This window comes from Kitasatospora sp. NEAU-69, from assembly GCF_057158765.1.
The window spans coordinates 193,210-219,243 of record NZ_JBWXUE010000004.1 but is presented as its reverse complement, the minus strand read 5'-3'; the positions used below and the strand labels follow the sequence as shown (position 1 = coordinate 219,243).

Annotated in this window: 25 protein-coding genes and 1 tRNA gene; 5 read left to right on the top strand and 21 right to left on the bottom strand. The window is 71.2% G+C overall.

What is annotated here, in order from left to right; all coding sequences use genetic code 11:
* Positions 1-23: 23 nt before the first annotated feature.
* From atpE to AC060L_RS06845, 18 genes are all read right to left on the bottom strand, one after another.
* A complete protein-coding gene (gene atpE, locus AC060L_RS06930; protein WP_483797642.1) occupies positions 24-263 on the bottom strand; it encodes an ATP synthase F0 subunit C in 240 nt (79 codons plus the stop codon).
* 88 nt (positions 264-351) lie between these two features.
* Positions 352-1,170, bottom strand: a complete 819-nt coding sequence (gene atpB / locus AC060L_RS06925) for a F0F1 ATP synthase subunit A (protein WP_483797641.1) — start codon at positions 1,168-1,170, stop codon at positions 352-354.
* A 300-nt stretch (positions 1,171-1,470) separates the two neighbouring features.
* Positions 1,471-1,923, bottom strand: a complete 453-nt coding sequence (locus AC060L_RS06920; RefSeq protein ID WP_483797640.1) for a Cg1360 family ATP-synthase-associated protein — start codon at positions 1,921-1,923, stop codon at positions 1,471-1,473.
* A gap of 355 nt (positions 1,924-2,278) precedes the next feature.
* Positions 2,279-3,610: an MraY family glycosyltransferase gene (locus AC060L_RS06915; RefSeq protein WP_483797639.1), complete on the bottom strand. Its 1,332-nt coding sequence runs from the start codon at positions 3,608-3,610 to the stop codon at positions 2,279-2,281.
* A 209-nt stretch (positions 3,611-3,819) separates the two neighbouring features.
* The gene (locus AC060L_RS06910; RefSeq protein WP_483797638.1) at positions 3,820-5,097 is read right to left on the bottom strand and encodes a serine hydroxymethyltransferase; all 1,278 of its coding nucleotides are present in this window, start codon (positions 5,095-5,097) and stop codon (positions 3,820-3,822) included.
* A gap of 38 nt (positions 5,098-5,135) precedes the next feature.
* A complete protein-coding gene (locus tag AC060L_RS06905; RefSeq protein ID WP_483797754.1) occupies positions 5,136-5,810 on the bottom strand; it encodes an arsenate reductase/protein-tyrosine-phosphatase family protein in 675 nt (224 codons plus the stop codon).
* Positions 5,811-5,872: 62 nt separating this feature from the next.
* Positions 5,873-6,520, bottom strand: a complete 648-nt coding sequence (locus AC060L_RS06900; RefSeq protein ID WP_483797637.1) for an L-threonylcarbamoyladenylate synthase — start codon at positions 6,518-6,520, stop codon at positions 5,873-5,875.
* A gap of 37 nt (positions 6,521-6,557) precedes the next feature.
* Positions 6,558-7,424 (bottom strand): peptide chain release factor N(5)-glutamine methyltransferase, encoded by an 867-nt coding sequence (prmC, locus tag AC060L_RS06895; protein WP_483797636.1) that lies wholly within the window; start codon positions 7,422-7,424, stop codon positions 6,558-6,560.
* Between the two features lie 53 nt (positions 7,425-7,477).
* On the bottom strand, positions 7,478-8,554 hold the full coding sequence (gene prfA / locus AC060L_RS06890) for a peptide chain release factor 1 (protein ID WP_483797635.1): 1,077 nt from the start codon (positions 8,552-8,554) through the stop codon (positions 7,478-7,480).
* 193 nt (positions 8,555-8,747) lie between these two features.
* The gene (gene rpmE, locus AC060L_RS06885; protein WP_483797634.1) at positions 8,748-8,972 is read right to left on the bottom strand and encodes a 50S ribosomal protein L31; all 225 of its coding nucleotides are present in this window, start codon (positions 8,970-8,972) and stop codon (positions 8,748-8,750) included.
* Between the two features lie 134 nt (positions 8,973-9,106).
* Positions 9,107-10,291: an LCP family protein gene (locus AC060L_RS06880; protein WP_483797633.1), complete on the bottom strand. Its 1,185-nt coding sequence runs from the start codon at positions 10,289-10,291 to the stop codon at positions 9,107-9,109.
* A gap of 163 nt (positions 10,292-10,454) precedes the next feature.
* Positions 10,455-12,563, bottom strand: a complete 2,109-nt coding sequence (rho, locus tag AC060L_RS06875; RefSeq protein ID WP_483797632.1) for a transcription termination factor Rho — start codon at positions 12,561-12,563, stop codon at positions 10,455-10,457.
* Positions 12,564-13,191: 628 nt separating this feature from the next.
* Positions 13,192-14,148 (bottom strand): homoserine kinase, encoded by a 957-nt coding sequence (thrB, locus tag AC060L_RS06870; protein WP_483797631.1) that lies wholly within the window; start codon positions 14,146-14,148, stop codon positions 13,192-13,194.
* A 392-nt stretch (positions 14,149-14,540) separates the two neighbouring features.
* The gene (thrC, locus tag AC060L_RS06865; protein ID WP_483797630.1) at positions 14,541-15,632 is read right to left on the bottom strand and encodes a threonine synthase; all 1,092 of its coding nucleotides are present in this window, start codon (positions 15,630-15,632) and stop codon (positions 14,541-14,543) included.
* 5 nt (positions 15,633-15,637) lie between these two features.
* Positions 15,638-16,930, bottom strand: a complete 1,293-nt coding sequence (locus tag AC060L_RS06860) for a homoserine dehydrogenase (RefSeq protein ID WP_483797629.1) — start codon at positions 16,928-16,930, stop codon at positions 15,638-15,640.
* Positions 16,931-17,078: 148 nt separating this feature from the next.
* The gene (gene lysA, locus AC060L_RS06855) at positions 17,079-18,470 is read right to left on the bottom strand and encodes a diaminopimelate decarboxylase (protein WP_483797628.1); all 1,392 of its coding nucleotides are present in this window, start codon (positions 18,468-18,470) and stop codon (positions 17,079-17,081) included.
* A gap of 76 nt (positions 18,471-18,546) precedes the next feature.
* Positions 18,547-20,208: an arginine--tRNA ligase gene (argS, locus tag AC060L_RS06850; protein ID WP_483797627.1), complete on the bottom strand. Its 1,662-nt coding sequence runs from the start codon at positions 20,206-20,208 to the stop codon at positions 18,547-18,549.
* Positions 20,209-20,334: 126 nt separating this feature from the next.
* Positions 20,335-20,751: a response regulator gene (locus AC060L_RS06845; protein WP_483797626.1), complete on the bottom strand. Its 417-nt coding sequence runs from the start codon at positions 20,749-20,751 to the stop codon at positions 20,335-20,337.
* Positions 20,752-20,894: 143 nt separating this feature from the next.
* On the opposite strand from AC060L_RS06845, the gene AC060L_RS06840 reads away from it, so the two are divergent.
* Positions 20,895-20,966, top strand: a tRNA-Arg gene (locus AC060L_RS06840).
* Positions 20,967-20,997: 31 nt separating this feature from the next.
* Here AC060L_RS06840 and AC060L_RS06835 read toward each other — a convergent pair.
* Positions 20,998-21,402 carry a hypothetical protein gene (locus AC060L_RS06835; RefSeq protein WP_483797625.1) on the bottom strand — a complete coding sequence of 135 codons (405 nt, stop codon included), beginning with the start codon at positions 21,400-21,402 and terminating at the stop codon, positions 20,998-21,000.
* Positions 21,403-21,725: 323 nt separating this feature from the next.
* On the opposite strand from AC060L_RS06835, the gene AC060L_RS06830 reads away from it, so the two are divergent.
* The 3 genes from AC060L_RS06830 to AC060L_RS06820 are packed head-to-tail and all read left to right on the top strand — an operon-like array spanning position 21,726 to position 23,045.
* Positions 21,726-22,481, top strand: a complete 756-nt coding sequence (locus tag AC060L_RS06830) for a GntR family transcriptional regulator (protein WP_483797624.1) — start codon at positions 21,726-21,728, stop codon at positions 22,479-22,481.
* Between the two features lie 29 nt (positions 22,482-22,510).
* Positions 22,511-22,777 (top strand): Imm32 family immunity protein, encoded by a 267-nt coding sequence (locus tag AC060L_RS06825; RefSeq protein WP_483797623.1) that lies wholly within the window; start codon positions 22,511-22,513, stop codon positions 22,775-22,777.
* Positions 22,758-23,045 carry a barstar family protein gene (locus AC060L_RS06820; RefSeq protein WP_483797622.1) on the top strand — a complete coding sequence of 96 codons (288 nt, stop codon included), beginning with the start codon at positions 22,758-22,760 and terminating at the stop codon, positions 23,043-23,045. Before AC060L_RS06825 ends, AC060L_RS06820 begins: the two co-directional genes overlap by 20 nt.
* An 18-nt stretch (positions 23,046-23,063) precedes the next feature.
* Here the strand turns inward: AC060L_RS06820 and AC060L_RS06815 are convergent, their stop codons facing one another.
* Positions 23,064-23,708: a trypsin-like serine peptidase gene (locus tag AC060L_RS06815; protein ID WP_483797621.1), complete on the bottom strand. Its 645-nt coding sequence runs from the start codon at positions 23,706-23,708 to the stop codon at positions 23,064-23,066.
* On the opposite strand from AC060L_RS06815, the gene AC060L_RS06810 reads away from it, so the two are divergent.
* Positions 23,698-24,141 carry a hypothetical protein gene (locus tag AC060L_RS06810; RefSeq protein WP_483797620.1) on the top strand — a complete coding sequence of 148 codons (444 nt, stop codon included), beginning with the start codon at positions 23,698-23,700 and terminating at the stop codon, positions 24,139-24,141. The genes AC060L_RS06815 and AC060L_RS06810 overlap by 11 nt on opposite strands.
* A 359-nt stretch (positions 24,142-24,500) precedes the next feature.
* On the opposite strand, the gene AC060L_RS06805 is transcribed toward AC060L_RS06810, so the two are convergent.
* Positions 24,501-25,994, bottom strand: coding sequence for an MFS transporter (locus AC060L_RS06805; protein WP_483797753.1), 1,494 nt, complete (start codon positions 25,992-25,994; stop codon positions 24,501-24,503).
* Positions 25,995-26,034 lie beyond the last annotated feature (40 nt).

Sequence of the window (26,034 nt, the reverse complement as noted above, 5' to 3'; positions counted from 1 at the left end):
CGTCCGGTGTGACTACGGCAGGATTACTTGACGCCGTAGACGAACGGCATGACGATGCCGATCAGGGCGAGGGCCTCGGTCAGGGCGAAACCGATGAACATGTTCGAGCGGATCAGGTTGGCAGCCTCGGGCTGGCGGGCCATGGCCTGCACACCGTTACCGAAGATCAGACCGACACCGATGCCGGGGCCGATCGCGGCGAGACCGTAGCCGACCGACGCGATGGAGCCGTTGACCGCAGCGAGGTGCTCGACGAGTGCCATCTCTTTGTGTCCTTTGCAGGGTGGTGAGCCGGTGGTGGTTGGCCACCGGACGATCAGAGGGAGGATGTGGCTGGGGGCCGCAACCGGCTCAGTGCGCTTCTTCCAGCGCACCGGCGATGTAGCTGCTGGCCAGCGTCACGAAGATGTAGGCCTGCAGGAACTGGACCAGCAGCTCGAACGCGGTCAGACCCAGGGTCACCACGAAGGAGGTGGTCCCGTACAGCGCGCCCAGGCTCGGGCTCAGCAGGTACCAGGTCGCGACGGAGAAGACGACGATCAGCAGGTGGCCGGCGAACATGTTGGCGAACGCACGGACGGCGAGCGTGAACGGCCGCACGAAGATGTTCGAGAAGAACTCGATCGGGACCAGGATGAACATGACCCAGCCGGGAACACCCGACGGCCAGCAGAGGTTCTTCAGACCACCGACGAAGCCGTGCTTCTTGAACGTCAGCGTCATGTACGTGATCCAGATGACGGCCGCGAGACCGGCCGGGAAGCCGATCGTCGCCATCACCGGGTACTGCGCGAACGGGATCACGGACATGATGTTCATGATCCAGATGAAGAAGAACAGCGAGACCATCATCGGGACGTACTTCTCGCCCTTTTTACCGATGTTCTCGAAGACGATCGCCCGCTTGACGAAGTCGTAAGCGATCTCGCCGACCAGCTGGAGCTTGCCCGGCATCACCTTGGGGCGGGCGAACGCCACCCAGAAGAAGCCGATCACCAGCAGCGCGCAGATCATCGACAGCAGCATGGGCTTGTTGAAGGCCACGCCCGCCACGGTGAAGATCGGGTGGAACTGGAACTCGCCCAGGCCGGGGGCCGGGAAGCCGCAGCCGGAGAACAAGTGGCAGCCCCCGGAGGCAAGCTGCTGCTGCGTGAGCTGGTCAGCACTCACCACGGACTCCTTCGTCGTGACGCATGGTTACGGCAACCTCGGTGTGTCGGCGCGGCTTGCGGCCACGTAGCGGCACTGGATCGTGTTGGGTTTCTCGTGGACCCGGCGCGCCGGCACAAGGTGCTGGCGCGGGATCTTCTCTGACTGCGCGGGGCCGGGGGGCGATCTGTCCGCGCTGTGCGTGCGCACTGCGCGGCGGGACCTGGCCGCTTCCCGTACTCCGTTGTTGCGTCGGACGATAGCAGCCTGTCAGGACCGCATAAACACCGCCCCCCTCGCCAGGGGGACAGCCAGGGTCGGTCACGGTTGACGCCCTGGCTTCGACTGTTCATCAGGCTTGTGGTCGGCCGGTTCGGACCGGTCCGTCTGCACGTAGTAGGTCTTCTGCTTGAGCGCGGCGCGCACCTGGAACCCGGTCCAGATGAAGACACAGCCGAGCAGCGTGAAGCCGAAGACCTTGGTGTCGAAGAGTGTCGTCCCCCTGAACACCGCGAGAACGATGCCGACCAGCAGGATCTGCGTCGTGTAGACCAGCAGACCGCCGGCCATCATCATCTGCGGGTTGTTCCTGGTCAGCCGGTCGAGTGCGACCTGGCCGAAGGCGAAGAAGGCAATCACCAGGAGAGTCGCGAAGAGGGCGCCGATCAGCCCCTTGCTCCCGACCACCGCTGCGGAGATCGCGGTGGCGACAACGCCGGCGGCCGCAGTGGGGATTGCGGCGCCGCGGATGATCCGGGCGTCGTGGGACGGCATGTCGGCAACTCCGGCGGCATGTCGAGGACGGGGGAGGGCTCAACGAGAACGGGTGGCGCGCGGTGCGGGGACACCGGACCGAGTGGCGCAGGGACGAACGTCCGCTACCACTGGGTCTTTCGGCGTGTTCTCGGTACTCGTGAACGGTATCACAAACTATTTGATGAGAGCTTTACCATGAACGTGTGGCACCTGTCACACCGACGGCCCAATAGTGCCGCCGTACGGGTGAACCCTTCTGGAGCAACGAAGTTGTCACTCCGTCAGGTGTTCGGCAGGTCCTGAACCCGGACGGGCGAACGGCCTGCGGCCGGACGGACCAACCGCCGGACGGGCCGCCCACCCGGACGGCCGATCAGCCGCCGCTGCCCCGGCGCTCGCGGGCCGCCGTCGCGCCGGTGCCGAGCCGGTCGAGCAGTTCCTGGTCGGTCGCCGAGAGCTCGGCCATCGCCGGCAGCGGCTCGCGCAGCACCGGCGCCGGCGCGGGCGCCACGTTCGCGCCCCGGCCACGACCGCCCCGCCGGTAGCGCGGCGGCACGAAGGACTGCACCGAGGCCGGCGCCTTCGGCCGGAACCACGGCAGCAGCAGCACCACGATGCCGATCAGGCAGAAGCCGGCGCAGGCCAGCACGACGGTGCGGCCGGTGTTGGTGAACGAGATGGCCACCGTGCCGAACGCGATCAGCGCGGCCCAGAAGTACATGATCAGCACGGCCCGGCTGTGCGAGTGGCCGATCTCCAGCAGCCGGTGGTGCAGGTGCTGCTTGTCGGCGGCGAACGGCGAGCGCCCGGCCCAGGTGCGGCGCACCACGGCGAGCAGCAGGTCGGCCAGCGGCAGCGCGATCACCGCGAGCGGCAGCAGCAGCGGGATGTAGATCGGCACCAGGATGTGGGTCGTGGCGGTCTGCGAACCGCCGCTCTGCGAGGTGATCAGGTCCGGATCCACGCGCCCGGTGACCGAGATCGCCGAGACCGCCAGCATCAGGCCCAGCATCATCGAGCCGGAGTCGCCCATGAAGATCCGGGCCGGGTGCAGGTTGTGCGGCAGGAAGCCCAGGCACATGCCGATCAGCAGCGCGCTGAACAGCACCGCGGGCGCCACCTCGCTGATCGAGTAGCCGTACCAGAGGCGGTAGGAGTACAGGAAGAAGGCCATCGCGGCGATGCAGACCATGCCGCCGGCCAGACCGTCCAGGCCGTCGATGAAGTTGACCGCGTTGACCATCACGACGACCAGCGTGACCGTGATGATCATGCCCTGGGTCGGCGTCAGTGCGACCGTCCCGACGCCGGGGACCGGCAGCGCGATGACCGTGATGCCCTGGTAGACCATGACGCCGGCGGCGATCATCTGACCGCCGAGCTTCACCAGCGCGTCCACGCCCCACTTGTCGTCCAGCACACCGAGCACCCACATGATCCCGACGCCGGAGAGCAGCGCCCGGATGTCCGAGGAGTTGGTGGTGAACACCTTGCCGAGGTTGGTCAGGTGCGAGGCGACCAGCAGGCCCGCGCAGAGCCCGCCGAACATCGCGATGCCACCGAGCCGCGGGGTCGGCTCGCGGTGCACGTCACGCGCCCGGACCGCCGGCATCGCGCCCGCCATGATGGCGAACTTCCGCACCGGGCCGACCAGCAGGTAGGTCACCGCGGCCGTGGAGAAGAGCACGATCAGGTACTCACGCACCGACGGTCTCCTTCCGCTTGCGCTGACGGGTGAGTACGAAAGGTACTCCCGGGATTGCCCGGGGCGCAGTTGTCCGGGTTTCGAGGTGCGTCGCCACGGCACACACCTTATTGACTCGGACGCCCGGACCACGCATCGCGGTTCGCTCCGGCGGCCCGGAATCCGCGCCGCGGCCGCGGCCGGAGCCGCAGCCGGGGCGGCCGCGCGGGTCAGCCGCCGGTGGCGAAGGCGCCGGCCAGCTCGCGCACCCGGGCCATGACCGGAGCCGGGTCACCCCCGCTGAGCAGGGCGGCAATCAGCCGGCCGACCTCGGCGAGCTCGGATTCGCCCATCCCGAGCGCAGCGCAGGCGCCGGTGCCGAGCCGGATTCCGGAGGTTTCGGCGGCCGGTGCCCGGTCGAACGGCAACGCGCACTTGCCGAGCATCAGTCCGGCCGCGGCGCAGCGCCGCTCGGCCTGCGCCCCGCTGACGCCCAGCGGGCTCACGTCGGCGGTCACCAGGTGGGTGTCGGTGCCGCCGGTCAGCGGCCGGGCTCCGGCGGCCTCCAGGGCCGCTGCAAGGGCGCGTGCGCCGTCCACCGCGCGCCGGGCGTACGCGCCGAACTCCGGCGTGGCCGCCTGGGCGAACGCGACCGCCTTCGCGGCCACCTCGTTCATCGCCGCACCACCCTGGGTGAACGGGAAGACCGCCCGGTCCATCCGCTCGGCCAGCTCGCCGGTGCAGAGCAGCAGCCCGCCGCGCGGCCCGCGCAGCAGCTTGTGGGTGGCCGCGACCACGACGTCCGCATACGGCACCGGGGACGGCGCCACTCCCCCGGCCACCAGGCCGATGGTCTGCGCGGCGGAGGCGACCAGGTACGCGTCCACCTCGTCGGCGATCTCCCGGAACGCCGCCCAGTCCAGGTGCCGGGGGTAGGAGATCGAGCCGGCGATGATCGCCTTGGGCCGGTGCGCCTTGGCGAGGTCGCGGACCTGGTCGAGGTCGATCAGCCCGTCCCGCTCGCGCACGCCGTAGCCGACGAACTGGAACCAGCGCCCGGAGAAGTTCGCCTTCGATCCGCAGGACAGGTGCCCGCCGTGCTCCAGCGACATCGCGAGCACCGCGTCGCCCGGCCGCAGCAGCGCCGCGTAGGTCGCCAGCATCGCCGAAGTCCCGGACCGCGGCTGGACGTTGGCGTGTTCGGCGGCGAACAGGGTCTGCGCCCGGTGGACCGCCAGCAGCTCGGTGGCGTCGGCCGGCGCACAGCCGGTGTGGTGCCGGTGGCCGGGATACCCCTCGGCGTACTTGTCCACCAACGGGCCGGCCAACGCGGACAGCACCGCCTCGGTGGCCAGGTTCTCGCCCGCCAGCAGCTGCAGGCCGGTGGCCCGCCGGTCGGCCTCCGCCGAGAGCAGGTCGGCGAGTTCGGGATCGGCCGTGCGCAGGGCCGCGGACGGCTCCCAGTGGCGTCGTCCGGCACGGCTGTGCACGGCATCGGTGAGGGTCATGGCGACGCTCCCCAGCGGGTAGGGCGGTGGGAACCAGCCTAGAACCGCGTGGCGTGCCCGTCCTGGCGGCGCGGGCCCGGTACGCCCGTCAGAGCGGTGACGACCGGGTCGAGCGCGTCGAATATCTCCTCGCCGCAGTTGCGGAACATCCCGATCGGCGCGCCGTAGGGGTCGTAGACCTCGTCCGCCTCGGGGGTGGGCGCCAGCCGCCGGCCGCGTAGCGCGGCGGCCGCCCGGACCAGTGCGCGGGCCCGCTCGGTGACCTCGCCGCCGGCCAGCGGGTCGGGGAGCGTGGCCGGGTCTATCAGCCGCACCAGGCGGGTGAACTCCTTGAGCGTGAAGGTGCGCAGACCCGCCGCGTGGCCCATCGAGATCACCTGCGCGCGGTGGTCCAGGGTCGCGGTCAGCACCAGGTCGGCCTCGACCACGTGCTCGTCCAGCAGCTCACGGCCGACGAAGTTGCCGCTGTCCACGCCGTACTCGCCGAGCACGGTGACGGCGTGCGCCTCCATCGGCGCGCCCTCGTGGCCCCAGGTGCCGGCGCTCTCCACCACGAACCGCCCCGCCGCCCGGCTGCTGAGCCGCGCGTCCAGTTCGTGCCGGGTCAGCCGCTCGGCGATCGGCGAGCGGCAGATGTTCCCGGTGCAGACGAAGAGGATCCGGAACGTGTGTCCCACCGGCTCCGCCAGGTACCCGAGCGGCGGGTACGCCACGGCGGCCGCCGGCCGCGCGACGAGCGCGAGGTGCGGACGCAGGCCGTCCTGGAGTCGGGCCGTCAACTGCCGGCCTCCAGGTCGGGGACGACCTCCCTCAGCTGCTCGACGCTGACCGCGCCGGCGCGCAGCAGCCTCGGCACCCGGCCGGTGACGTCGACGATGCTGGAGCCCTGGCCGTGCTCGGCCTTGCCACCGTCCAGGTAGATCGCGACCGACTGGCCCAGCTGGTACTCGGCGTCCTCGCAGTCGGCGGGAGCCGGCTGGCCGGACTTGTTGGCGCTGGAGACCGCGAGCGGCCCTGTGGTGTTCAGCAGCTCGATGGCGACCGGGTGCAGCGGCATCCGGATCGCGACGGTGCCGCGGGTCTCGCCGAGGTCCCAGCGCAGCGAGGGCTGGTGCTTGGCGACCAGGGTCAGCCCACCGGGCCAGAACGCGTCGACGAGCTCCCAGGCCTTCTCGGAGAAGTCGGTGACCAGGCCGTGCAGCGTGGTCGGCGAGCCGACCAGCACCGGGGAGGGCATGTCGCGGCCGCGGCCCTTGGCGGCCAGCAGGCCGGCCACGGCCTCCGGGTTGAAGGCGTCCGCACCGATCCCGTAGACGGTGTCGGTGGGCAGCACGACGAGCTCGCCGCGGCGGATCGCCGAGGCGGCCTCGCGCAGCCCGGTCGAGCGCTCGCCGGCATCGGCGCAGTCGTAACGACGGCTCATCAGTGCAGTCCCCTTCTGGAAGTCACAGCTCTGCAGGTCACAGCGACGTCTTGCGGGCGGTCGTGAAACGCGGCCGCCCGTTCAGGTCCCGGTGGTCGGCCGTGTCGGTCCAGCCGCCCTCCTCGTTGAAGATCCACGGCACCTGGCCGCCCTGGGTGTCCGCGTGCTCGATCACCACGGCGCCGCCCGGGCGCAGCAGCCGGGCGGCCACCCGCTCGATGCCGCGGATCGTGTCGAGCCCGTCCTCGCCGGAGAAGAGCGACATCTGCGGATCGTGGTCGCGGGCCTCGGGCGCCACGTACTCCCACTCGGTGAGCGGGATGTACGGCGGGTTGCTGATCACCAGGTCGAACCGGCCGTCCCAGGAGCGGTCGTCCGCGAAGGCCAGCGTCGCGTCACCGGCGTGCAGGGTGACCCGGTCCCGGTCGGAGCTGGTCGCGATGTTGCGCCGGGTGTACTGCAGCGCCCCCTCGTCCAGCTCGAAGGCGTGCACGCTGGAGCGCGGCAGCTCCTGGGCGAGCGCGAGCGCGATGGCGCCGGAGCCGGAGCACAGGTCGACCACCAGCGGCTCGGCGACGTCCATCTCGCGGACGGCCTCTATGGCCCACTCGACGACCGTCTCGGTCTCCGGCCGGGGCACGAAGACCCCGGGGCCGACCTCCAGCTCCAGGTAGCGGAAGAACGCCCGCCCGGTGATGTGCTGGAGCGGCTCGCGGGCCTCGCGGCGGGAGACGGCCTCCCAGTACCGGGCGTCGAAGTCGGCGTCCTTCACCGTGTGCAGCTGGCTGCGCTTGACGTGGTGGATGTGTGCGGCGAGTTCCTCCGCGTCGAAACGCGGCGACGGCACGCCGGCCGCGGCCAACCGCTGGGTGGCCTGGGCCACCTCGGCGAGCAGCAGGTTCATCCGACCACACCTCTTCGTTGGGGACGACGCTCGGGCTTGTGGGGTGACGGGGCTCAGTTCTCCTGCGTGGCGGCCAACTTGGCCGCCGCGTCGGCGTCCACGGCCGACTGGATCAGCGCGTTGAGGTCGCCGTCCAGCACCTGGTCCAGGTTGTACGCCTTGAAGCCCGTGCGGTGGTCCGAGATGCGGTTCTCGGGGTAGTTGTACGTGCGGATCCGCTCCGAGCGGTCGACCGTGCGGACCTGGCTGCGCCGGGCGTCCGAGGCCTCCTGCTCGGCCGCCTCCACCGCTGCGGCGAGCAGCCGCGAACGCAGGATGCGCATCGCGGACTCCTTGTTCTGCAGCTGGCTCTTCTCGTTCTGGCAGGAGGCCACGATACCGGTCGGCAGGTGGGTGATCCGGACCGCGGAGTCGGTGGTGTTGACGGACTGGCCGCCGGGGCCGGACGAACGGTAGACGTCGATCCGCAGGTCGTTCGCGTGGACCTCCACCTCGACCTCCTCGGCCTCCGGGGTGACCAGCACGCCGGCCGCGGAGGTGTGGATCCGGCCCTGCGACTCGGTGGCCGGCACGCGCTGCACGCGGTGCACGCCGCCCTCGTACTTCAGCTGGGCCCAGACGCCCTGGCCGGGCTCGGTCACGCCCTTGGTCTTCACGGCCACCGAGACGTCCTTGTAGCCGCCCAGGTCGGACTCGTTGGCGTCGATGATCTCGGTCTTCCAGCCCAGCCGCTCGGCGTAGCGCAGGTACATCCGCAGCAGGTCGCCGGCGAACAGCGCGGACTCCTCGCCACCCTCGCCCGCCTTGACCTCCAGGATGACGTCCTTGTCGTCATTGGGGTCGCGCGGGACCAGCAGCAGCCGCAGCTCCTCGGTCAGCTCGCCCTGGCGCTGCTCGGCGGCCTTCGCCTCGGCGATGAAGCCGGGGTCCTCGGCGGCGAACTCGCGGGCCGCGGCGATGTCCTCGCCGGCCTGGCGCCAGGCCCGGTAGGTGCGGGTGATCGGGGTCAGCTCCGCGTAGCGCTTGGCCAGCTTGCGGGCGTTCGCCTGGTCGGCGTGGACGGACGGGTCGGCCAGCCGCTCTTCGAGGGCTGCGTGCTCGACGAGGAGCTCTTCGACTGCCTCGAACATGGGATGGGCCTACTTCCGGTGGGATGCGGATCGAGTCGACGGTGCGCACGGGCGTCGCGGCGGGGCCGCGAGCGGGCGGTGGCACGGGTGGGCGCAGGTTGCCGTGGCCGAGCGCCGGTGGAGACGCGAACGGCGCCGGCCCGGACATCCCCGCGAGAACGCGGGGACGCCAGAGACCGGCGCCGCGGGAGCGCTAGGCGCGGTTGCCGCTGAGGCCCTTGCCGAAGCGAGCCTCGAAGCGGGCCACGCGGCCGCCGGTGTCGAGGATCTTCTGCTTGCCGGTGTAGAACGGGTGGCACTGCGAGCACACCTCGGCGCGGATCACGCCGGAGGTCTCGGTGGAGCGAGTGGTGAACTCGGCGCCGCAGGTGCAGGTCACGTGGGTGACCACGTACTGGGGGTGAACGTCGGGCTTCAAGGGATCTCCTAGGTTTCGGGAGGGTACCGGGTCGGCAGCTTGATGCCGCACGTGAACCGGGACCGACGGACCAGTCTGCCAGGACTGACCGTGTCTTCCCAAACCGGGGGCGTGCCGGAGTTATTCCGGCGGGTTCAGCGCAGGCCCACGGACAGGCCCGGCGAGCTCGCCGACGGGCTCACGGGCCGGCCGGACGGCCCCGCGGAGGAGCTCGCGGAGGCGCTCGCGGACGGGCCGGACGGGCTCGCCGACGGGTCCGCCGGGTTGCTCGGCTGGCCGTCGAGGATCGCGGCGGGCACCGGCTGGTCGGCCCGCAGCGCGCCCCAGACCTGGCCGGCCTGCGGCACCTCGGCGACCACCCGGTTCGGGTCGCTGGGCGCGGCGACCACCGGCATGGTGACCATGGTCAGCTGGTCGTTCCCCATCCCCTTGAGCTGCTCGGCGAGCGTGGTCAGCGCCGTCACCGAGGCCAGCCCGGAGTCGGTGGTGATCGACTTCGTCAGCGTGTCGGCGACCGAGAAGAGCTTGGCCGGGTTGCCGAACAGCCCGATCGAGCCGGTCTGCCGGATGATCGAGCGGACCATCTGCTTCTGCAGCTCGATCCGGCCCAGGTCGCTGCCGTCGCCGACGCCGTGCCGGGTGCGCACGAAGGCCAGCGCCTGGTCGCCGTTGAGGTGGTTGGTGCCCGCCTTGAGGACGAGGCCGCTGTCCTGGTCGCTGATGTTCACCGAGGTGGTCACGGTCGCGCCGCCGATCGCGTTGACGAAGTTCGCGAAGCCGGCAAAGTCGATCTCGACGAAGTGCGTCATCCGCAGTCCGGTGAGCTGCTCGGTGGTCTTCACCGCGCAGGCCGCGCCGCCCACCTCGAAGGCGCTGTTGTACATCGCGCCCTTCACGGCCGGCACCGTGCTGCCGTCCGGTGCGGTGCAGACCGGCCGGTCCACCAGGGTGTCGCGCGGGATCGAGACCACGGTGGCGGCGGTGTGCGCCTGGTTGACGTGCAGCACCATCGCGGTGTCCGAGCGGGCGGTGCCACCGGTGTCACCGCCGGCCAGCGAGGCGTTCGCGCCGCCGCGCGAGTCGGAGCCGAGCACCAGCACGTTGAACGCGCCGCCGGTCGGGGCCGACGGACGGGCGCTGCCGAGCTGGGCGTCGATGTCCACGCTCTTGATGTTGCCGTTCAGCCGCCAGTACGCGTACCCGGCCGCGCCCGCGCCGGCGAGCACCAGGCCGGCCGTGGCGAACGCGGCCACCCGCAGCGCCTTCGCCCGGCGGCTGCGGACCTTGCGGGGCCGGGCATCCGGCTGATCGTCAACCATATTTTGAGCATATGCGACGTTATGTCCGGTTCTCGCAACAGTGCCGTCCCAGCCCCGGCACACGAACCGGCACACGAACCGGCACTCGGCCCGGCACACGAAGGAGCCCCGGGGGCCACTGATGGTCAGTGGCCCCCGGGGCTCCTCACGCGTCGATCCCGCGTCAGTCGTTCGACCCCGGTGTGGTCTTGGCGATCTGCATCAGGAACTCGGCGTTGGACTTCGTCTGCTTCATCTTGTCCAGCAGCAGCTCGATCGCCTGCTGCGAGTCGAGCGCGTGCAGCACTCGGCGCAGCTTCCAGGTGATCGCCAGCTCCTCGCTGCCGAGCAGGATCTCCTCCTTGCGGGTGCTGGACGCGTCCACGTCCACCGCCGGGAAGATGCGCTTGTCGGCGAGCTTGCGGTCGAGGCGCAGCTCCATGTTGCCGGTGCCCTTGAACTCCTCGAAGACGACCTCGTCGGCCCGCGAGCCGGTCTCCACCAGCGCGGTGGCGAGGATGGTCAGCGAGCCGCCGTTCTCGATGTTGCGCGCGGCACCGAAGAACTTCTTCGGCGGGTAGAGCGCGGTCGAGTCGACACCACCGGACAGGATGCGGCCGGAGGCCGGTGCCGCCAGGTTGTAGGCGCGGCCCAGACGGGTGATCGAGTCGAGCAGGATCACCACGTCGTGGCCCAGCTCCACCAGGCGCTTGGCGCGCTCGATGGCCAGCTCGGCGACCACGGTGTGGTCCTCGGCCGGGCGGTCGAAGGTCGAGGAGATGACCTCGCCCTTGACCGAGCGCTGCATGTCGGTGACCTCTTCCGGACGCTCGTCGACCAGGACGACCATCAGGTGGCACTCGGGGTTGTTGCGGGTGATCGCGTTCGCGATCGCTTGCATGATCATCGTCTTGCCGGTCTTCGGCGGGGCGACGATCAGACCGCGCTGGCCCTTGCCGATCGGCGACACCAGGTCGATGATCCGGGTGGTCAGCACGCCCGGGTCGGTCTCCAGGCGCAGTCGCTCCTGCGGGTAGAGCGGGGTCAGCTTGCCGAACTCGGGACGGCCGCGGCCGCTCTCCGGGTCCATGCCGTTGACCGAGTCCAGCCGCACCATGGCGTTGAACTTCTCGCGGCGCTCGCCGTCGCGCGGCTGGCGCACCGCACCGGTGATGGCGTCACCCTTGCGCAGGCCGTTCTTGCGGACCTGGGCGAGCGAGACGTAGACGTCGTTCGAACCCGGCAGGTAGCCGGAGGTGCGGACGAACGCGTAGTTGTCGAGGATGTCGAGAATGCCCGCGACCGGGATCAGCACGTCGTCGTCGCCGACCTGCGGCTCGGCGACCGCGCCCTCGAAGCCCTCGCGACGGCTGCCGCGACGGTTGCGGTCGCGGTAGCGGCCACGGCGGCCGCGGCGGCCGTCGCCGAACTCGTCGTCGTCGTAACCGCCCTGCTGGGCGGCGGCGGGCTGGGCCGCGGCCGGCTGCTGGGCCGGCTGCGCCTGCTGCTGCTGGCCGCCCTGGCGCTCGGTCCGCTCCGGGCGGTCCGTGCGGTCGGTGCGCTCACGGCGGTTGCGGCGGTCGCGGCGGGACTCGCGGCTGTCGCCCTCGCCCTCGGCCGTCTCGGTGCCGCGCTGCTCGAAGCCCTCGCGGCGGTCACGGCGGTCGCGGCGGTCGCGGCGGCCCTCACGCTGGTCCTCGCGGCCTTCGACGGTCCGGGCCTCGGCGCCACGGGACTGCTCGGCGGGGGCCTCGGTCTTCGCCTCGGCGGGCGCGGCCGGCTCCGCGGTCTCCACCGCGGTGGCGGCGGCACCCTCGACGGCGCCCGGCGCACCGGCGGCGGAGGTCGCCCGGCGACGGCCGCGCTCGGCCCGCGCCGGAGCGGCGGCGGCCTCGGGGGCGGCCTGGCCCGGGATCTCGATCTGGGCCGGGGCCTCGGCGGCAGCCGGGGCGGCGGCCGCACGGGTACGGCGGGCGGGCTTCTCGGCGGCGGCCTCGGGGGCCGTCTCCTTGTCCTTGGCCTTGGCGGCGCGGGCCGGCGCCGCGGGGGCGGCGGAGGCGAGCAGCGGGTCGCCGCCGCTCTTCTCCTTGATGGCCTCGATGAGCTGGCTCTTGCGCATCCGGCCGGTGCCGCTGATGCCGAGGGTCGAGGCGAGCTTCTGCAGCTCGGCCAGGACCAGACCGTCAAGGCCGGCGGCAGCGGAACGGCGACGCTTGGCCGGCGCCGCGGCGGCGGGCGCGTCCGTCGCGTCGGCGTCCGGGCGCGCGCCCATCAGATCGGTGGTGTCGCTCACTAAGGGTCCTTCCCTGGAGCGGACGTCGGCCTGTCTGGCTCGGCGACCGGTTGTGCTGTCTGACCTGCGCTCTTCTGTTGCGGAGGTCCGATGCGGTGGTCCCGCCACCGCGGCGGTGCTGGGGCGGCGGGAGAAGTGCGAAGTGCGGTGCACGAGGCACGGTGGTGCGAAATGGCACGGTGGGCAGCCGGTGAAAGCACCGCATGCCGACCGCGCTGCCTGCGAATCCCGGGCCCCCGTCGCGTGACGGTCTCCGCGGTCCCGCCCGTCGGGCCTCAGCAGGAGGCCGGAGGCGGCGGGTGGGGTTCAGGATCCGACACGGCTTCGGGATGCGGCCGCAATCGCGCAGGCAGGCTGCGTACGCGCTGTGGTGGGCTCCCGGAGAATCGTGGTCCCCGACATCGCCGTGACCCCGTTGGGGGATCAGAGGAGGGGGACGCGGTGCACCGGGCCCCGCAGGGCGCCTGATGCAGACATGAGGTTAACACTACCGACCCCCTCACACATTCCCCAGCCTTCCGCTTGCCAATCGTGTTCGCCCCACCCACCGCCGCACCCGGTCCGATCCGGGCACGGCCGTGCGGATATCGGCCGCGCACGGGGTGCGGCCGATATCGGGTGAGAACGGTCACCCGTCCAACGGCAGGACGCCCGCGCCGTCACGGTCCAGCCGCAGCCGGTGAGCTGCGAAGTCCGCTCCGGCGCCGTGCCGTCCGTCGCCGGAGTCGCTGCGCTCCCCGACGAAATGCATCAACTTGTCGGCGCCGGCCTCGTCGGTCAGCGCGAGCACGGTCGGGCCGGCGCCGGAGATGACCGCCGCGATGCCCTCCGCGCGCAGGGCGGCCACCAGGGCGGCGCTGTCCGGCATCGCGGAGGCGCGGTAGTCCTGGTGCAGCCGGTCCTCGGTGGCGGGCAGCAGCAGCCCGGGGCGCCTGGTCAGCGCCTCCACGAGCAGCGCCGAACGGCCGGCGTTGGTGGCCGCGTCGGCCAGCGGGACGGTCCGCGGCAGCAGACCGCGGGCGGTCTCGGTGAGCACCTCGGTGCTCGGGATGAAGACGACCGGGACGACCCCGTCGGCGGGGTCGAGCTTGACCGCCTTGGCACCGTCATCGTCGGTCCAGGCGATGGTGAACCCGCCCGCGAGGCAGGCGGCGACGTTGTCCGGGTGACCCTCCAGCTCGGAGGCGAGGGCCAGCATCGCGGCGTCGTCGAGGGCGGACGGGCCGCCGATGGTGACGGCGCGGGCGGCGACGATGCCCGCGCAGATCGCGGCCGAGGACGAACCCAGGCCGCGCCCGTGCGGTATCCGGTTGGCGCAGACGACTTCGAGGCCACGCGGCTGGCCGCCGAGCCGCTCGAAGGTCGCCCGCATCGCGCGGACCACCAGGTGGCGCTCGTCGCGGGCCAGCGTCTCGGCGCCCTCACCCGCGATGTCCACGCTCAGCCCGGAGTCGGCGACCCGGACCACGATGTCGTCGTACAGACCCAGGGCGAGTCCGAAGGCGTCGAAGCCGGGGCCCAGGTTGGCGCTGGTCGCGGGGACCCGCACCCGAACGGCGGCGGCACGGAACGCGGGACCGGCCATGCGGTGGACTCTCCTGGGGAGTGAGGCAGGCCCGCAAGTCAGGGGCCGGCGGTGGTACGGCGGCGGGGGTGTCAGTGCGCAGCAAGAGGGTCAGGCGCTGCCGGGTGGGCAGCGGCTCGGCCCATGGCATGTGCCACACCGCCAGGACTCAGCGTATCGAAGAGAGGTTCCACAGCGGTACACCCCGCTCCCCTTCGATCTGCCGTGTTGCAGGTTATGGCCAGAATCCGTGCGGAATCGGCATCGCAAAGAACAACGAAAGGGACACCCTTGCGTTACCCGCCAACTGTCGGCGGAGTCGCACCGGCGGACCGGGCGACAGCATGTCCCCTTCACGTGACAGTGCCTCAGCCGGGTGGCACCCGACTGAGGCACTGTCAACCGAGAGTTGATCAGCCGAGCAGGCCCAGCCGCTCGGCGGCGGCCTTCGCGCTGATCGGGACGACCTGCGGCTGCGGCGCTCCGGCCACCGCCCAGTCGGGGTCCTTGAGGCCGTTGCCGGTCACGGTGCAGACGATCCGCTGGCCCGGATCGACCAGTCCGGCCTCCGCCTTGGCCAGCAGGCCGGCCACGCTGGCGGCCGAGGCGGGCTCCACGAAGACGCCCTCGCTCGCGGCCAACAGCCGGTAGGCGGAAAGGATCTGACGATCGGTCACCTTGTCGATCAGGCCGCCGGACTCGTCCCGGGCGGCCTCCGCGTAGGCCCAGGAGGCCGGGTTGCCGATCCGGATCGCGGTCGCGATGGTCTGCGGCTTGAGCACCGGGGCGCCGTCCACGATCGGTGCCGAACCGGACGCCTGGAAGCCCCACATGCGCGGCGTGCGGGTGGCCAACCCGTCCTTGGCGTACTCGCGGTAGCCCTTCCAGTAGGCCGTGATGTTGCCCGCGTTGCCGACCGGGAGGACGTGGATGTCGGGGGCGTCGCCGAGCATGTCCACGATCTCGAAGGCGGCCGTCTTCTGGCCCTCGATGCGCACCGGGTTGACCGAGTTCACCAGCGCGACGGGGTAGTTCTCGGACAGTTCACGCGCGAGCGTGAGGCAGTCGTCGAAGTTCCCGTCCACCTGGAGGATCTTCGAGCCGTGCACCAGCGCCTGGCCCATCTTGCCGAGCGCGATCTTGCCCTGCGGCACCAGCACCGCGCAGACCATGCCGGCCCGCACCGCGTAAGCGGCCGCCGAGGCCGAGGTGTTGCCGGTGGAGGCGCAGATGACCGCCTGGGCGCCGGCCTCCTTCGCCTTGGAGATCGCCATCGTCATCCCGCGGTCCTTGAAGGAGCCGGTCGGGTTGGCGCCTTCGACCTTCAGGTAGACGTCGCAGCCGGTGCGCTCGGAGAGCAGCTGCGCGGGGACCAGGGGTGTGCCGCCCTCGAGCAGGGTGATCACCGGCGTGCTCGCGCTGACCGGCAGCCGGTCGCGGTACTCCTCGATGAGGCCGCGCCACTGGTGGGTGTGTCCGCTGACTCTGTCGATCACAGCGTTCATCGTTCCTACTCCCCTTCGACCCGCATGATGCTGGCCACATCGCGCACGCTGTCCAGTGCGCGGAGCTTGTCCACGGTCGCCGAGAGCGCGGCGTCGGTGGCGCGGTGGGTGACCACGACGAGCGAGGCGTCGCCGTCGCGGCCCTGCTGGCGGACGGTGTCGATGGAGACCCCGTGCTCGGCGAAGGTCGAGGCCACCTGGGCCAGCACGCCGGCCCGGTCGTCCACGTCGAGGCTGACGTGGTACCGGGTGATCACCTGGTCCATCGGCTTGGCCGGCAGCTGGGTGTAGACCGAGTGCCCCGGGCCGGTGGCGCCGTTCAGTTTGTTGCGGCAGACCGCGACCAGGTCACCGAGCACCGCGGAGGCGGTCGGCGCGCCGCCGGCGCCCGGCCCGTAGAACATCAGCCGGCCGGCAGCCTCGGCCTCGACGAAGACCGCGTTGTACGCCTCGCGGACGGAGGCCAGCGGGTGGCTGAGCGGGATCATCGCCGGGTGCACGCGCGCGGTCACCGACTCGCCGTCCGCGGCCCGTTCGCAGATCGCCAGCAGCTTGACCACGCAGCCCATCGCCTTCGCGCTGGCGATGTCGGCGGCGGTCACCTCGGTCAGGCCCTCGCGGTAGACGTCGGCGGCGGTGACCTTGGTGTGGAACGCGATGCCGGCCAGGATCGCGGCCTTGGCGGCGGCGTCGAAGCCCTCGACGTCGGCGGTCGGGTCGGCCTCGGCGTAGCCGAGCGCCGTCGCCTCCTCCAGCGCCTCGGAGTAGCCGGCGCCGGTCGAGTCCATCTTGTCGAGGATGAAGTTCGTGGTCCCGTTCACGATGCCGAGCACCCGGTTCACCCGGTCGCCGGCCAGCGACTCGCGCAGCGGGCGGATCAGCGGGATCGCGCCGGCCACCGCGGCCTCGTAGTACAGGTCCACGCCGGCCCCGGCGGCGGCCGCGTGCAGCTCGGCACCGTCCTTGGCGAGCAGCGCCTTGTTCGCGCTGACCACCGAGGCGCCCTGCGCGAAGGCCGTCAGGATCAGGTTCTTCGACGGCTCGATCCCGCCGACCACCTCGATCACCACGTCGATGTCGCCGCGCTTGACCAGCGCCTCGGCGTCCGTGGTGATCAGGTGCTCGGGCACGCCCGGGCGGGCCCGGCCGGCCCGGCGGACCGCGATGCCGGCGAGCTCGACCGGCGCGCCGATGCGCGCGGCGAGGTCGGCGGCGTCTGTCGTCATGATGCGCGCCACCTCGGAGCCCACCACACCACAGCCCAGCAACGCCACCTTCAGCGGCCGCGTACGCATCATCCGACTCCGCTCACATTCGGTTCCGGCGGCATTTCGACTCGTCCGCCGGCCAAGGGTTTCCGTCTTGCGGTTCCAGTCCCGCTGTTCCAGTCTCGGGGACATTCCGTAAAGATCTACGGGTGTTCCAAGATCTGAGACAGGATTTCCGTCATCCGATATCGAGACGCAGCAGATCCTCTTCCGTCTCGCGTCGCACGATCACCCGGGCCGCGCCCTCGCGGACGGCCAGCACCGGGGGCCGCAGGGCGTGGTTGTAGTTGCTCGCCATCGAGCGGCAGTACGCGCCGGTCGCCGGCACCGCGATCAGGTCGCCCGCCGCCAGGTCGCCCGGCAGGAACGCGTCCTTGACCACGATGTCGCCGGACTCGCAGTGCTTGCCGACCACCCGGACCAGCATCGGCTCCGCCTCGCTGGTGCGCGAGACGAGCGCGACCGAGTACTCGGCGTCGTACAGCGCGGTGCGGATGTTGTCCGACATCCCGCCGTCCACGCTGACGTACGTGCGCAGGCCGGCGAGCGGCTTGACGGTGCCGACCTCGTAGAGCGTGAACGCGGTCGGGCCGACGATCGCGCGGCCCGGCTCGACGGAGAGCCGCGGCGCGGTCAGGCTCGCGGCGGCGCACTCGCGGCGGACGATCTCGGCCAGCGCGGCGGCGATCTCGGCCGGCTCGCGCGGGTCGTCCTCGCTGGTGTAGGCGATGCCCAGGCCGCCACCCAGGTCGATCTCGGGCAGCTCGACGCCGTGCTCGTCGCGGATCTCGGCGAGCAGGCCGACCACCCGGCGGGCGGCCACCTCGAAGCCGGCGGTGTCGAAGATCTGCGAGCCGATGTGCGAGTGGATGCCGCGCAGTTCGAGCGAACGGTGGGCGAGCACCCGGCGGACCGCCTCGGCGGCCGCGCCGCCGCTCAGCGACAGGCCGAACTTCTGGTCCTCGTGCGCGGTCGCGATGAACTCGTGGGTGTGCGCCTCGACACCGACCGTGACCCGGATCAGCACGGGCTGCACGACGCCCTGCGCCTCGGCGATCACGGCGAGGCGGTCGATCTCCTGGTAGGAGTCCACCACGATGTGCCCGACGCCCGCCTTGACGGCCTGCTCCAGCTCGTACGCCGACTTGTTGTTGCCGTGCAGCGCGAGCCGCCCGGCCGGCATCCCGGCGGCGAGCGCGACGGCGAGCTCGCCGACGCTGCACACGTCGAGGTTGAGCCCCTCCTCGTGCAGCCAGCGGACGATCGCCTTCGACAGGAAGGCCTTGCCGGCGTAGTAGACGTCGGCCTCGCTGCCGAACGCGTCGCGCCAGGCGCGGGCCCGGGCCCGGAAGTCCGCCTCGTCCATCACGTACGCCGGCGTGCCGAACTCGGCGGCCAGCTCGGTGACGCTCAGGCCGCCGACCGTGACGACGCCGTCGGCGCCGCGGCTCACGGTGCGGGACCAGACCTTGGGGTCGAGCGCGTTCAGGTCGCTCGGCGGGGCCTGGTAGTGGCCCTCGGGCAGCACGTCGCCGTGGCGGGGGCCCGCGGGGTGCGCGGAGCGGCTCATGGTTTCTCCTATGAGTAGGGGCGATGACGGCCCTCGGCGGGCCCGTCACCGCCCCTGTGGTGCAAGGGGGTTCTGTCTACATCCGCTCGGGGGCGGTGACGCCGAGCAGTGTCAGGCCGTTGGCGACGACCGTGCGGGCCGCCTCGACCAGCCAGAGCCGGGCCCGGTGCAGGTCGGTCAGCTCCTCGTCACCCTTGGGCAGGAACTGGCAGTTCTCGTAGAGCCGGTGGTACGTGCCCGCCAGCTCCTCCAGGTAGCGCGCGACGTGGTGCGGCTCGCGCTGCTCGCCCGCGCGGGCGACGATGCGCGGGAACTCGCCGAGGTGGCCGAGCATGTCGCTCTCCCACTGGGTGGCGAGCAGCTCGGGTTTGAAGTCGGCCGAGGCGCCCTTGTCCACGCCGAGCTCGGCGGCCTTGCGGGCGACGCCGCACATCCGGGTGTGCGCGTACTGGACGTAGTAGACCGGGTTCTCGTTGGTCTGGCTGGTCAGCACGTTGATGTCGAGCGTGATCGTGGAGTCGGTGGAGGAGCGCGCCAGCGTGTACCGCGCGGCGTCCACGCCGATCCACTCGACCACGTCGTCGATGGTGATGATGTTGCCGGCCCGCTTGGACATGCGGACCTCCTCACCATCGCGCAGCATCTTGACGAACTGGCCGATCTTGACCTCGATGTTGCGGTTCATGTCGTCGCCCGCGCAGGCCGCGATGGCCTTCAGGCGGTTGACGTAGCCGTGGTGGTCGGCGCCCAGCATGTAGACGCTGACCTCGGAACCGCGGTCGCGCTTGGAGAGGTAGTAGGCGGCGTCGGCGGCGAAGTACGTCGTCTCGCCGTCCGCCTTGATCAGGACCCGGTCCTTGTCGTCACCGAAGTCGGTGGTGCGCAGCCAGATCGCGCCGTCCTGGTCGAAGACGTGGCCCTGCTCGCGCAGCCGCTCCATCGCCTTCCCCACCGCGCCGGAGTCGTGCAGCGACTTCTCCGAGAACCAGGTGTCGAAGTGGGTGCCGAACTCCTCCATCGAGCGCTTGATCTCGGCGACCATGAGCGCCAGACCGTGCGTGCGGAAGGCTTCGAGCTGCTCCGCCTCGGGGAGGTCGAGGATGCCCGGGACGCCCTCGGTGATCGCCTTGGCGATGTCGCCGATGTACTCGCCGACGTAGCCGTCGGCCGGGACCTCGCGGCCGTTCGCGGCGGCCTGGAGCGAGGCGGCGAACTTGGAGATCTGGACGCCGGCGTCGTTCAGGTAGTACTCGGTCGTGACGTCCGCGCCGGTCGCCTTGAGGATCCGGGCGAGCGAGTCGCCGACGGCCGCCCAGCGGACGCCGCCGATGTGGATCGGGCCGGTCGGGTTGGCGGAGACGAACTCCAGGTTGATCTTCAGGCCCTTGAGCGCCTCGTTGCGGCCGTACGCGGCCCCGGTCGCGACGATCGTGCGGGCCAGCTCGCCCTGGGTGGCGGCGTCCAGCGTGATGTTCAGGAAGCCCGGTCCGGCGATGTCCACCTTGGCCACGCCGGGCAGCTCCTGCAGCCGGGCGGCGACCAGCTCGGCCACGGCGCGCGGCGGCTTGCCGGCCGGCTTCGCGAGCTGGAGCGCGATGTTGGTGGCGTAGTCGCCGTGGTCGCGGTTCTTCGGTCGCTCGACCGTCACCTGCTCGGGAACGTCGACGGACAGCTCGCCCGCCTCAACGGCGGCGCGCACGGCGACCTGGACTGCCTGGGAGAGCTCTGCGGGTGTCACGGGCCCAAGCCTAGGCGAGAGGCGGTGCCCGGCGGCCACGAGGCCACCCGTTGAGACGGCGCACTCGCGTTTCACCGTTCGCCGTCAGCGAACATCACCTCGGTGGCCTCGGAGTCCTCGGAGGCCTCAGAAGCCGATACCCCCTCCCGGCACTCCCCCGCCGCTCCTGCCCTGCTCCGCCAGCCGCCGAACCAACGCCACCAGATCCACCGGATCGAACGGCTTCGCCAGGTACCCGTCCACCCCGACCGACTCCCCCTTGCGCAGATCCGCCGGCGTGCACGCACTGACGATCGCGATGGGCAACCCCGCCGTCCGCTCGTGCGCCCGCAACCGCGCGGCGGTGCGCAGCCCGTCCAGCCGCGGCATCATCACATCGAGCGTCACGACGTCGGGCCGTATCCGGTGCACCACCTCCAGGCACTCGGCACCGTCGGCCGCGGTCACCACCTCGAAGCCCTCCAGCTCCAGGTTGACCCTGATCAGCTCACGGATCACCTCGCTGTCGTCCACCACGAGGACCCGCCCGGACACACCCGCCACCTTGCCGAGCCTACGACCGCACCCCCAGCCCCGTCCGGGCTTTGCCCACTTCCCCACCCGCGTGATCAAAACCCCTGCACGGAGCACGGCACGGAGCTGGTAATGTTCTCCACGTCGCAGCGATGCGGCGGACGTACCAGCAGGCCCCCGTAGCTCAGGGGATAGAGCACCGCCCTCCGGAGGCGGGTGCGTAGGTTCGAATCCTACCGGGGGCACTTCGCAAGAAGCGCCGGACAGAGGCTCAGGTCAACCGACCTGAGCCTTCGTCATTTGCGCCCCGAGTTCGACGAACGAACACCCGCGCAGCACCCGGACCATCTGCCCGGCGACCATCCAGCGCACTCGTGGGTCATCGACCGCGACGATCACGTCGCCGACCGGCTGTGGGGCGTACCGCCCCGGCCGGTAGAGGCTTCCATAGATCCCGCAGGCCTGACTGTCCGTCACGCGGATCGCCACAGAGCGGCCTCGCAGATGCGGACACGACCGAACAGCTACTTCGGCACAGTCGAGGCACACCGGCGGATGTGTCGCGGCCATCCCCTCCGGCCACTGTGGCCAGTCATCCCGGTCATCCCTGACCAGCCACAGCACACCATCCGCCGTGCGATCGGCCTGCCCGCCACAGATCTGACAGAGCAGTCTGCGCATCGCACGACGCTGCCGCAGGGGGTGGATGCGGCCGAGCTCCGGCCTGCCCCGCGGCCGAGCGTCATTCGACGCCAGAGAACACCCTCCGCATCGCGGTCATGCGGAGTCTCGTCCCGGAAGCCCACTCCTCCGCCCGACATGGCGACGACGTCGGACGGAATGCCGCGCTCGACGCTCCAGGCGGCGATGTAGGGCACGAGGCCAGTGGGGTTCGTCGTCTCAGCCACGGCGATGGCAGTGAAATGTCCAGAGATGTCAGGCGTCATTCCACGCACCGCCGCGCGGGACCGCCCTACGATGTCTGGAGATCGCAGAGGAGTGCCATGGCCGACACTGGCGACAAGCAGCCCAAGTACCGCCGGATCGCCGAAGCACTCAAGGCGGCCATCGACTCGGGCCAGTACGCGGCCGGGGACCGGCTGCCTGGCGAGAACGACCTGATGGAGACGTACGGCGTCGCCCGGATGACCGCCCGTCAGGCTCTCGGTGTGCTGCAGAGCGAGGGCATCGCCGAAGCGCGCAAGGGGGCCGGGGTGTTCGTCCGGGACTTCCGGCCGCTGCGGCGGCGCGGTATCCAGCGGCTGGCGGAGAGCCAGTGGGGGTCGGGGCGGTCGATCTGGTCGGCGGACATCGAGAACCGCGCCCTGGAAGTCGATCAGATCGACGTCTCCGAGCAGCCCGCCCCTGAGCACATCGCGACCGTTCTGGATCTCTCGCCCGGCGACCCGGTCTGCGTGCGGCGTCGGCGCTTCGTGCTGGACGGCAAGCCGGTGATGGTCGCCAGCTCGTACCTTCCCGCCGCTCTGGTGGCCGGCACCGCGATCACGGAGCGGGACACCGGGCCCGGCGGCACCTACGCACGCCTCACCGAGCTCGGCGCGAAGCCCGTCCATTTCCGCGAGGAGATCCGCTCGCGGATGCCGTCCGCCGAGGAGGCCGACGTGCTGGGGCTGGCGGCGGGGACGCCGGTGATCCTCGTCTGCCGGACCGCGTTCGCCGAGGACGGCCGGGCGGTCGAGGTCAACGAGATGACGCTGGATGCCGCGTCCTACGTACTGGAGTACGACTTCGACGCGTGAGGGTGGAACGTGTGACTGGTGGGACGAGCATGGCCACGGACACCGACGGTGTGCGGCGTCGGTTCAGCTGGGGGCCGGATGCCCGGATCAGCGTTCGGAGTTACGGCGCCGAGGTCGTCATCGAGGCGAACGCCGCCGGCCTGCGGACGCTGGCGCGGCACCTGCTGACGCTGGCCGAGGACAGGACGCCGGACGGGAGCCATCTGCATCTCGAGGACGGCAACGGGCTCGAAGAGGGCTCTGTCGGGCTGGTGCTGGAGCGGGAGGACGGCGGGGATGAACGAGCTGGTGGTTGACCTGAGGGGGCGGCGGATCCGCTCGCTCGCGGACTTCTGGGACGCGGTGGCCGAGCCGTGCGGCCTGCCGGAGTGGTTCGGGCGGAACCTGGACGCGTGGTGGGACACGATCGAGGGCGGCGCGATCTCCGAGGTCATCGACGCTCACGACGTGCTGATCGTTCGCGCGGATCGGACCGGGCTGTTCGCGCCGGCCGATCCGGACGGTGGGCGGCTCGTCGAGGTTTTCCGGGAGAGCACTCACGCCAGGCTTGAGTTCGGCGGCTGACCGCACCTGCCGTCAGGGCTACGACGAGGTGGCCAGCTGGTAGAGGTTGCCGATGGTGGAGTCGAAGTAGGCGCTGTAGGAGGTGTCCGGGAGGTCGCCGCCCTGCTGGAAGCCGCCGATGACGCCGATGATGTTGCCGTCGGCGGTGTTGATCCACGGGCCGCCGCTGGTGCCGCCGGTGTAGGCGGGGCAGTCGATGCGGCGCTGGTACGTGCTCTGCTGGGTGGTGGCGTTGGAGCAGAGCAGCGGGGCGTCGGAGCTGTTGGGGTAGCCGTAGAGGCGGACGGTGGCGGTGAACGACTCGTTCAGGCCGAGCGGGTTGGCTCCGACGACGTCCTGGATCTGCTGGCCGGCGCTGTTGGGGGCGACCTTGAGGAAGGCGAAGTCCTGGTCGGGGTCCTGGTTCTGGGTCCAGCCGTTGGTGTTGTAGAGCTGGGTGACCTGCCAGCTGCCGTACGGGGCCTGGCCGTTGTTGTAGGCCGGGACGAACGTGACGCCGGTGGTGTTGCTCACGCAGTGCGCGGCGGTGACCAGCAGGTTGTGGCCGGGGCTGTCCACCACGCTCGCGGTGCAGAAGTGGTTGCCGGGGGCGGCGGTGCCGGTGAAGAGCGCGCCGACCCGGTTGGACTCGGGGCCGGCGGGGGCCGTCGAGGTGGTCGGCATCGTCGCGGTGGGCGACGGCGACGGGGTCGGCGTGGGGGACGGCGCGGGAGAGGCCGAGGGCGGCGGGTCCGAGGGGGTGGGGGACGGCGTCGGGGTGGGCGAGTCCGATGGCGAGTCCGACGGCGACGGCGAGGGGGTCGGCGTCGGGCTCGGCGTCGGAGTGGGCGAGGCCGACGGCGTGTTCGGCGGTGGCAGCTGGGCCACCGGCGCCGCGCTCGACGGCTTGGCGCCGGTCGCGGCACCCTCGCTCGCGATCGGCCCGGTCGAGGGCGACGGCGAGTGCGCGGGCGACGGCGTGCCGCTCGCGCCCTTCACGTGCTTGACCAGGGTGCTCAGGGCCGACGAGGTCTGGTTGGCGCTCGCGGTGGAGGTCAGCACGCTGACCCCGACGACGGCCGCGACCAGCACGGCGGCGAGCAGGCTCAGCAGGTAGGCGGGTCGAGCGAGAAAGGCGAACCTGTCGGACCTGTCGGACCTGCGTTGCCGGCGCCGCTGACTGCTCATCAGGTCGGTCACTCCTGCCCACGTTTGATGGCCACGGTCGGCCCGTCCGGTCGGGTCTGGTCGGTCGGGTCCGGGGTGGCGGTCCGGCGCCGCTGTGCCGCGCCGATCCGCTGTACCGAATATCACCCGCTCGGCTGGAAAGCGGGTGATCCCCGGCTGAGATCACTCTGAGAATCCTCCGAGCGGAGGATCACCCCGGCCGAAGCCCCGCAAACCGGGTCAGGTCTGCGGGGCAAGCGCCATCATGGCCGAGTCTTCCGAGCCTTGGTAGTGGACAGAAGGAAATTCCTAGCGTGACGTGACCGCGTCGGCCCCCTCGGCGTCGGCCGGCGCCGGCAGGCCTTCGGCCTCACCCGGCGCGGGGCGGTGGTTGATCATCGCGAACGCGATCCCCGCCGCGACCACCAGGATGCCCAGCGCGACCGTGGTGGCCACCGTGTAACCGTGCACGGCGCCGGTCGCCTGGACGAGTTTGTTCGCCGCGTCCCTTCCGACCAGGTACGTCGCCGTCGCGCTGGCCGCGATCGTGTTGAGCAGCGCGGTGCCGATCGAGCCGCCGACCTGCTGGGCGCTGTTGATGGTGGCCGAGGCGGCGCCGGTCTCCTGTGGTGCGACGCCGAGCGTGGCCAGGTTCATCGAGGGCATGAAGACCAGGCCCATGCCGAAGCCGAGCAGCATCTCGGCCGGCAGCACGCTCGTCGCGAAGGCGCTGCCCACCTTGAGCTGGGTCAGCCAGGCCATGCCGGAGGCGGCCAGCAGCAGGCCGGGCACGATCAGGTTGCGCGATGGCACCCGGGTCATCAGCCGGGCGGCGATGCCGGTCGAGCTCAGGATGATGCAGACCGTCATCGGCAGGAAGGCGACGCCGGTCAGGATCGGCGAGTACCCCTTGATCTGCTGCAGGTAGTAGGTGAGGAAGAGGAAGAGGCCGAACAGGCCGACCACCGAGAGGCCGACCGAGAGCGCGGCGCCGCCGCGGTTGCGGTCGGCGACGATGTGCAACGGCAGCAGCGGATGCGAGGTGTGCTTCTCGGCGAACACGAAGACGGTCAGCAGCACGCCGCCGAGCGCCAGGCAGGACAGCACCAGCCAGTCCGACCAGCCGCGGGTCGCGGCCTCCGAGGTGCCGTAGACGATCGCCAGCAGGCCGCCACAGCCGAGCAGCGCGCCCGGCAGGTCGAGCTTGATCCGTTTGCCCTTGCCGATGTGGTCGGTGTGCAGCAGCGTGTAGGCACCGATCGCCGCGACCAGCGCGATCGGGACGTTCACGAACAGGCACCAGCGCCAGCTCAGGTACTCGGTCAGCAGACCGCCAGCGATGAACCCGATCGCACTGCCACCGGCCGCGATCGCGCCGAAGATGCCGAACGCGGTGGCCCGTTCGCGCGCGTCGTTGAACGTGATGGAGAGCAGTCCGAGCGCGGACGGTGCGAGCAGCGCACCGAAGCTGCCCTGCAGCGCACGGGCGGCGAACAGCATCGTCGGGCCGACTGCGAAGCCGCCGAGCGCGGAGGCGAAGGCGAAGCCGAGCAGGCCGATCATGAACGTGCGCTTTCGGCCGAACAGGTCGCCGAGCCGGCCGCCGAGCAGCAGCAGGCCGCCAAAGGCCAGCGTGTACGCGGTGACCACCCACTGGCGGTCACTGGTGGAAATGCCGAGGTCCTTCTGAGCGGAGGGGAGCGCGATGTTCACGATCGTGATGTCGAGCACGATCATCAGCTGAGCAAGGGCGATCACGGCCAAGGCCCGCCAGCGGCGGGGGTCCGGGTCGCGGTCGGCCATCGCGTCGTATGGGGCGGACACGGGAGGAGCCTTCCGGACG

What these genes read in the sequence shown, in the direction of transcription:
- atpE (WP_483797642.1), bottom strand. Translation starts at nt 263, where the DNA reads ATGGCACTCGTCGAGCACCTCGCTGCGGTCAACGGCTCCATCGCGTCG.
- AC060L_RS06920 (WP_483797640.1), bottom strand. Translation starts at nt 1,923, where the DNA reads ATGCCGTCCCACGACGCCCGGATCATCCGCGGCGCCGCAATCCCCACT.
- AC060L_RS06910 (WP_483797638.1), bottom strand. Translation starts at nt 5,097, where the DNA reads ATGACCCTCACCGATGCCGTGCACAGCCGTGCCGGACGACGCCACTGG.
- AC060L_RS06900 (WP_483797637.1), bottom strand. Translation starts at nt 6,520, where the DNA reads ATGAGCCGTCGTTACGACTGCGCCGATGCCGGCGAGCGCTCGACCGGG.
- prmC (WP_483797636.1), bottom strand. Translation starts at nt 7,424, where the DNA reads ATGAACCTGCTGCTCGCCGAGGTGGCCCAGGCCACCCAGCGGTTGGCC.
- prfA (WP_483797635.1), bottom strand. Translation starts at nt 8,554, where the DNA reads ATGTTCGAGGCAGTCGAAGAGCTCCTCGTCGAGCACGCAGCCCTCGAA.
- AC060L_RS06880 (WP_483797633.1), bottom strand. Translation starts at nt 10,291, where the DNA reads ATGGTTGACGATCAGCCGGATGCCCGGCCCCGCAAGGTCCGCAGCCGC.
- thrB (WP_483797631.1), bottom strand. Translation starts at nt 14,148, where the DNA reads ATGGCCGGTCCCGCGTTCCGTGCCGCCGCCGTTCGGGTGCGGGTCCCC.
- thrC (WP_483797630.1), bottom strand. Translation starts at nt 15,632, where the DNA reads ATGAACGCTGTGATCGACAGAGTCAGCGGACACACCCACCAGTGGCGC.
- AC060L_RS06860 (WP_483797629.1), bottom strand. Translation starts at nt 16,930, where the DNA reads ATGATGCGTACGCGGCCGCTGAAGGTGGCGTTGCTGGGCTGTGGTGTG.
- lysA (WP_483797628.1), bottom strand. Translation starts at nt 18,470, where the DNA reads ATGAGCCGCTCCGCGCACCCCGCGGGCCCCCGCCACGGCGACGTGCTG.
- AC060L_RS06835 (WP_483797625.1), bottom strand. Translation starts at nt 21,402, where the DNA reads ATGCGCAGACTGCTCTGTCAGATCTGTGGCGGGCAGGCCGATCGCACG.
- AC060L_RS06830 (WP_483797624.1), top strand. Translation starts at nt 21,726, where the DNA reads ATGGCCGACACTGGCGACAAGCAGCCCAAGTACCGCCGGATCGCCGAA.
- AC060L_RS06825 (WP_483797623.1), top strand. Translation starts at nt 22,511, where the DNA reads ATGGCCACGGACACCGACGGTGTGCGGCGTCGGTTCAGCTGGGGGCCG.
- AC060L_RS06820 (WP_483797622.1), top strand. Translation starts at nt 22,758, where the DNA reads ATGAACGAGCTGGTGGTTGACCTGAGGGGGCGGCGGATCCGCTCGCTC.
- AC060L_RS06815 (WP_483797621.1), bottom strand. Translation starts at nt 23,708, where the DNA reads ATGCCGACCACCTCGACGGCCCCCGCCGGCCCCGAGTCCAACCGGGTC.
- AC060L_RS06805 (WP_483797753.1), bottom strand. Translation starts at nt 25,994, where the DNA reads ATGGCCGACCGCGACCCGGACCCCCGCCGCTGGCGGGCCTTGGCCGTG.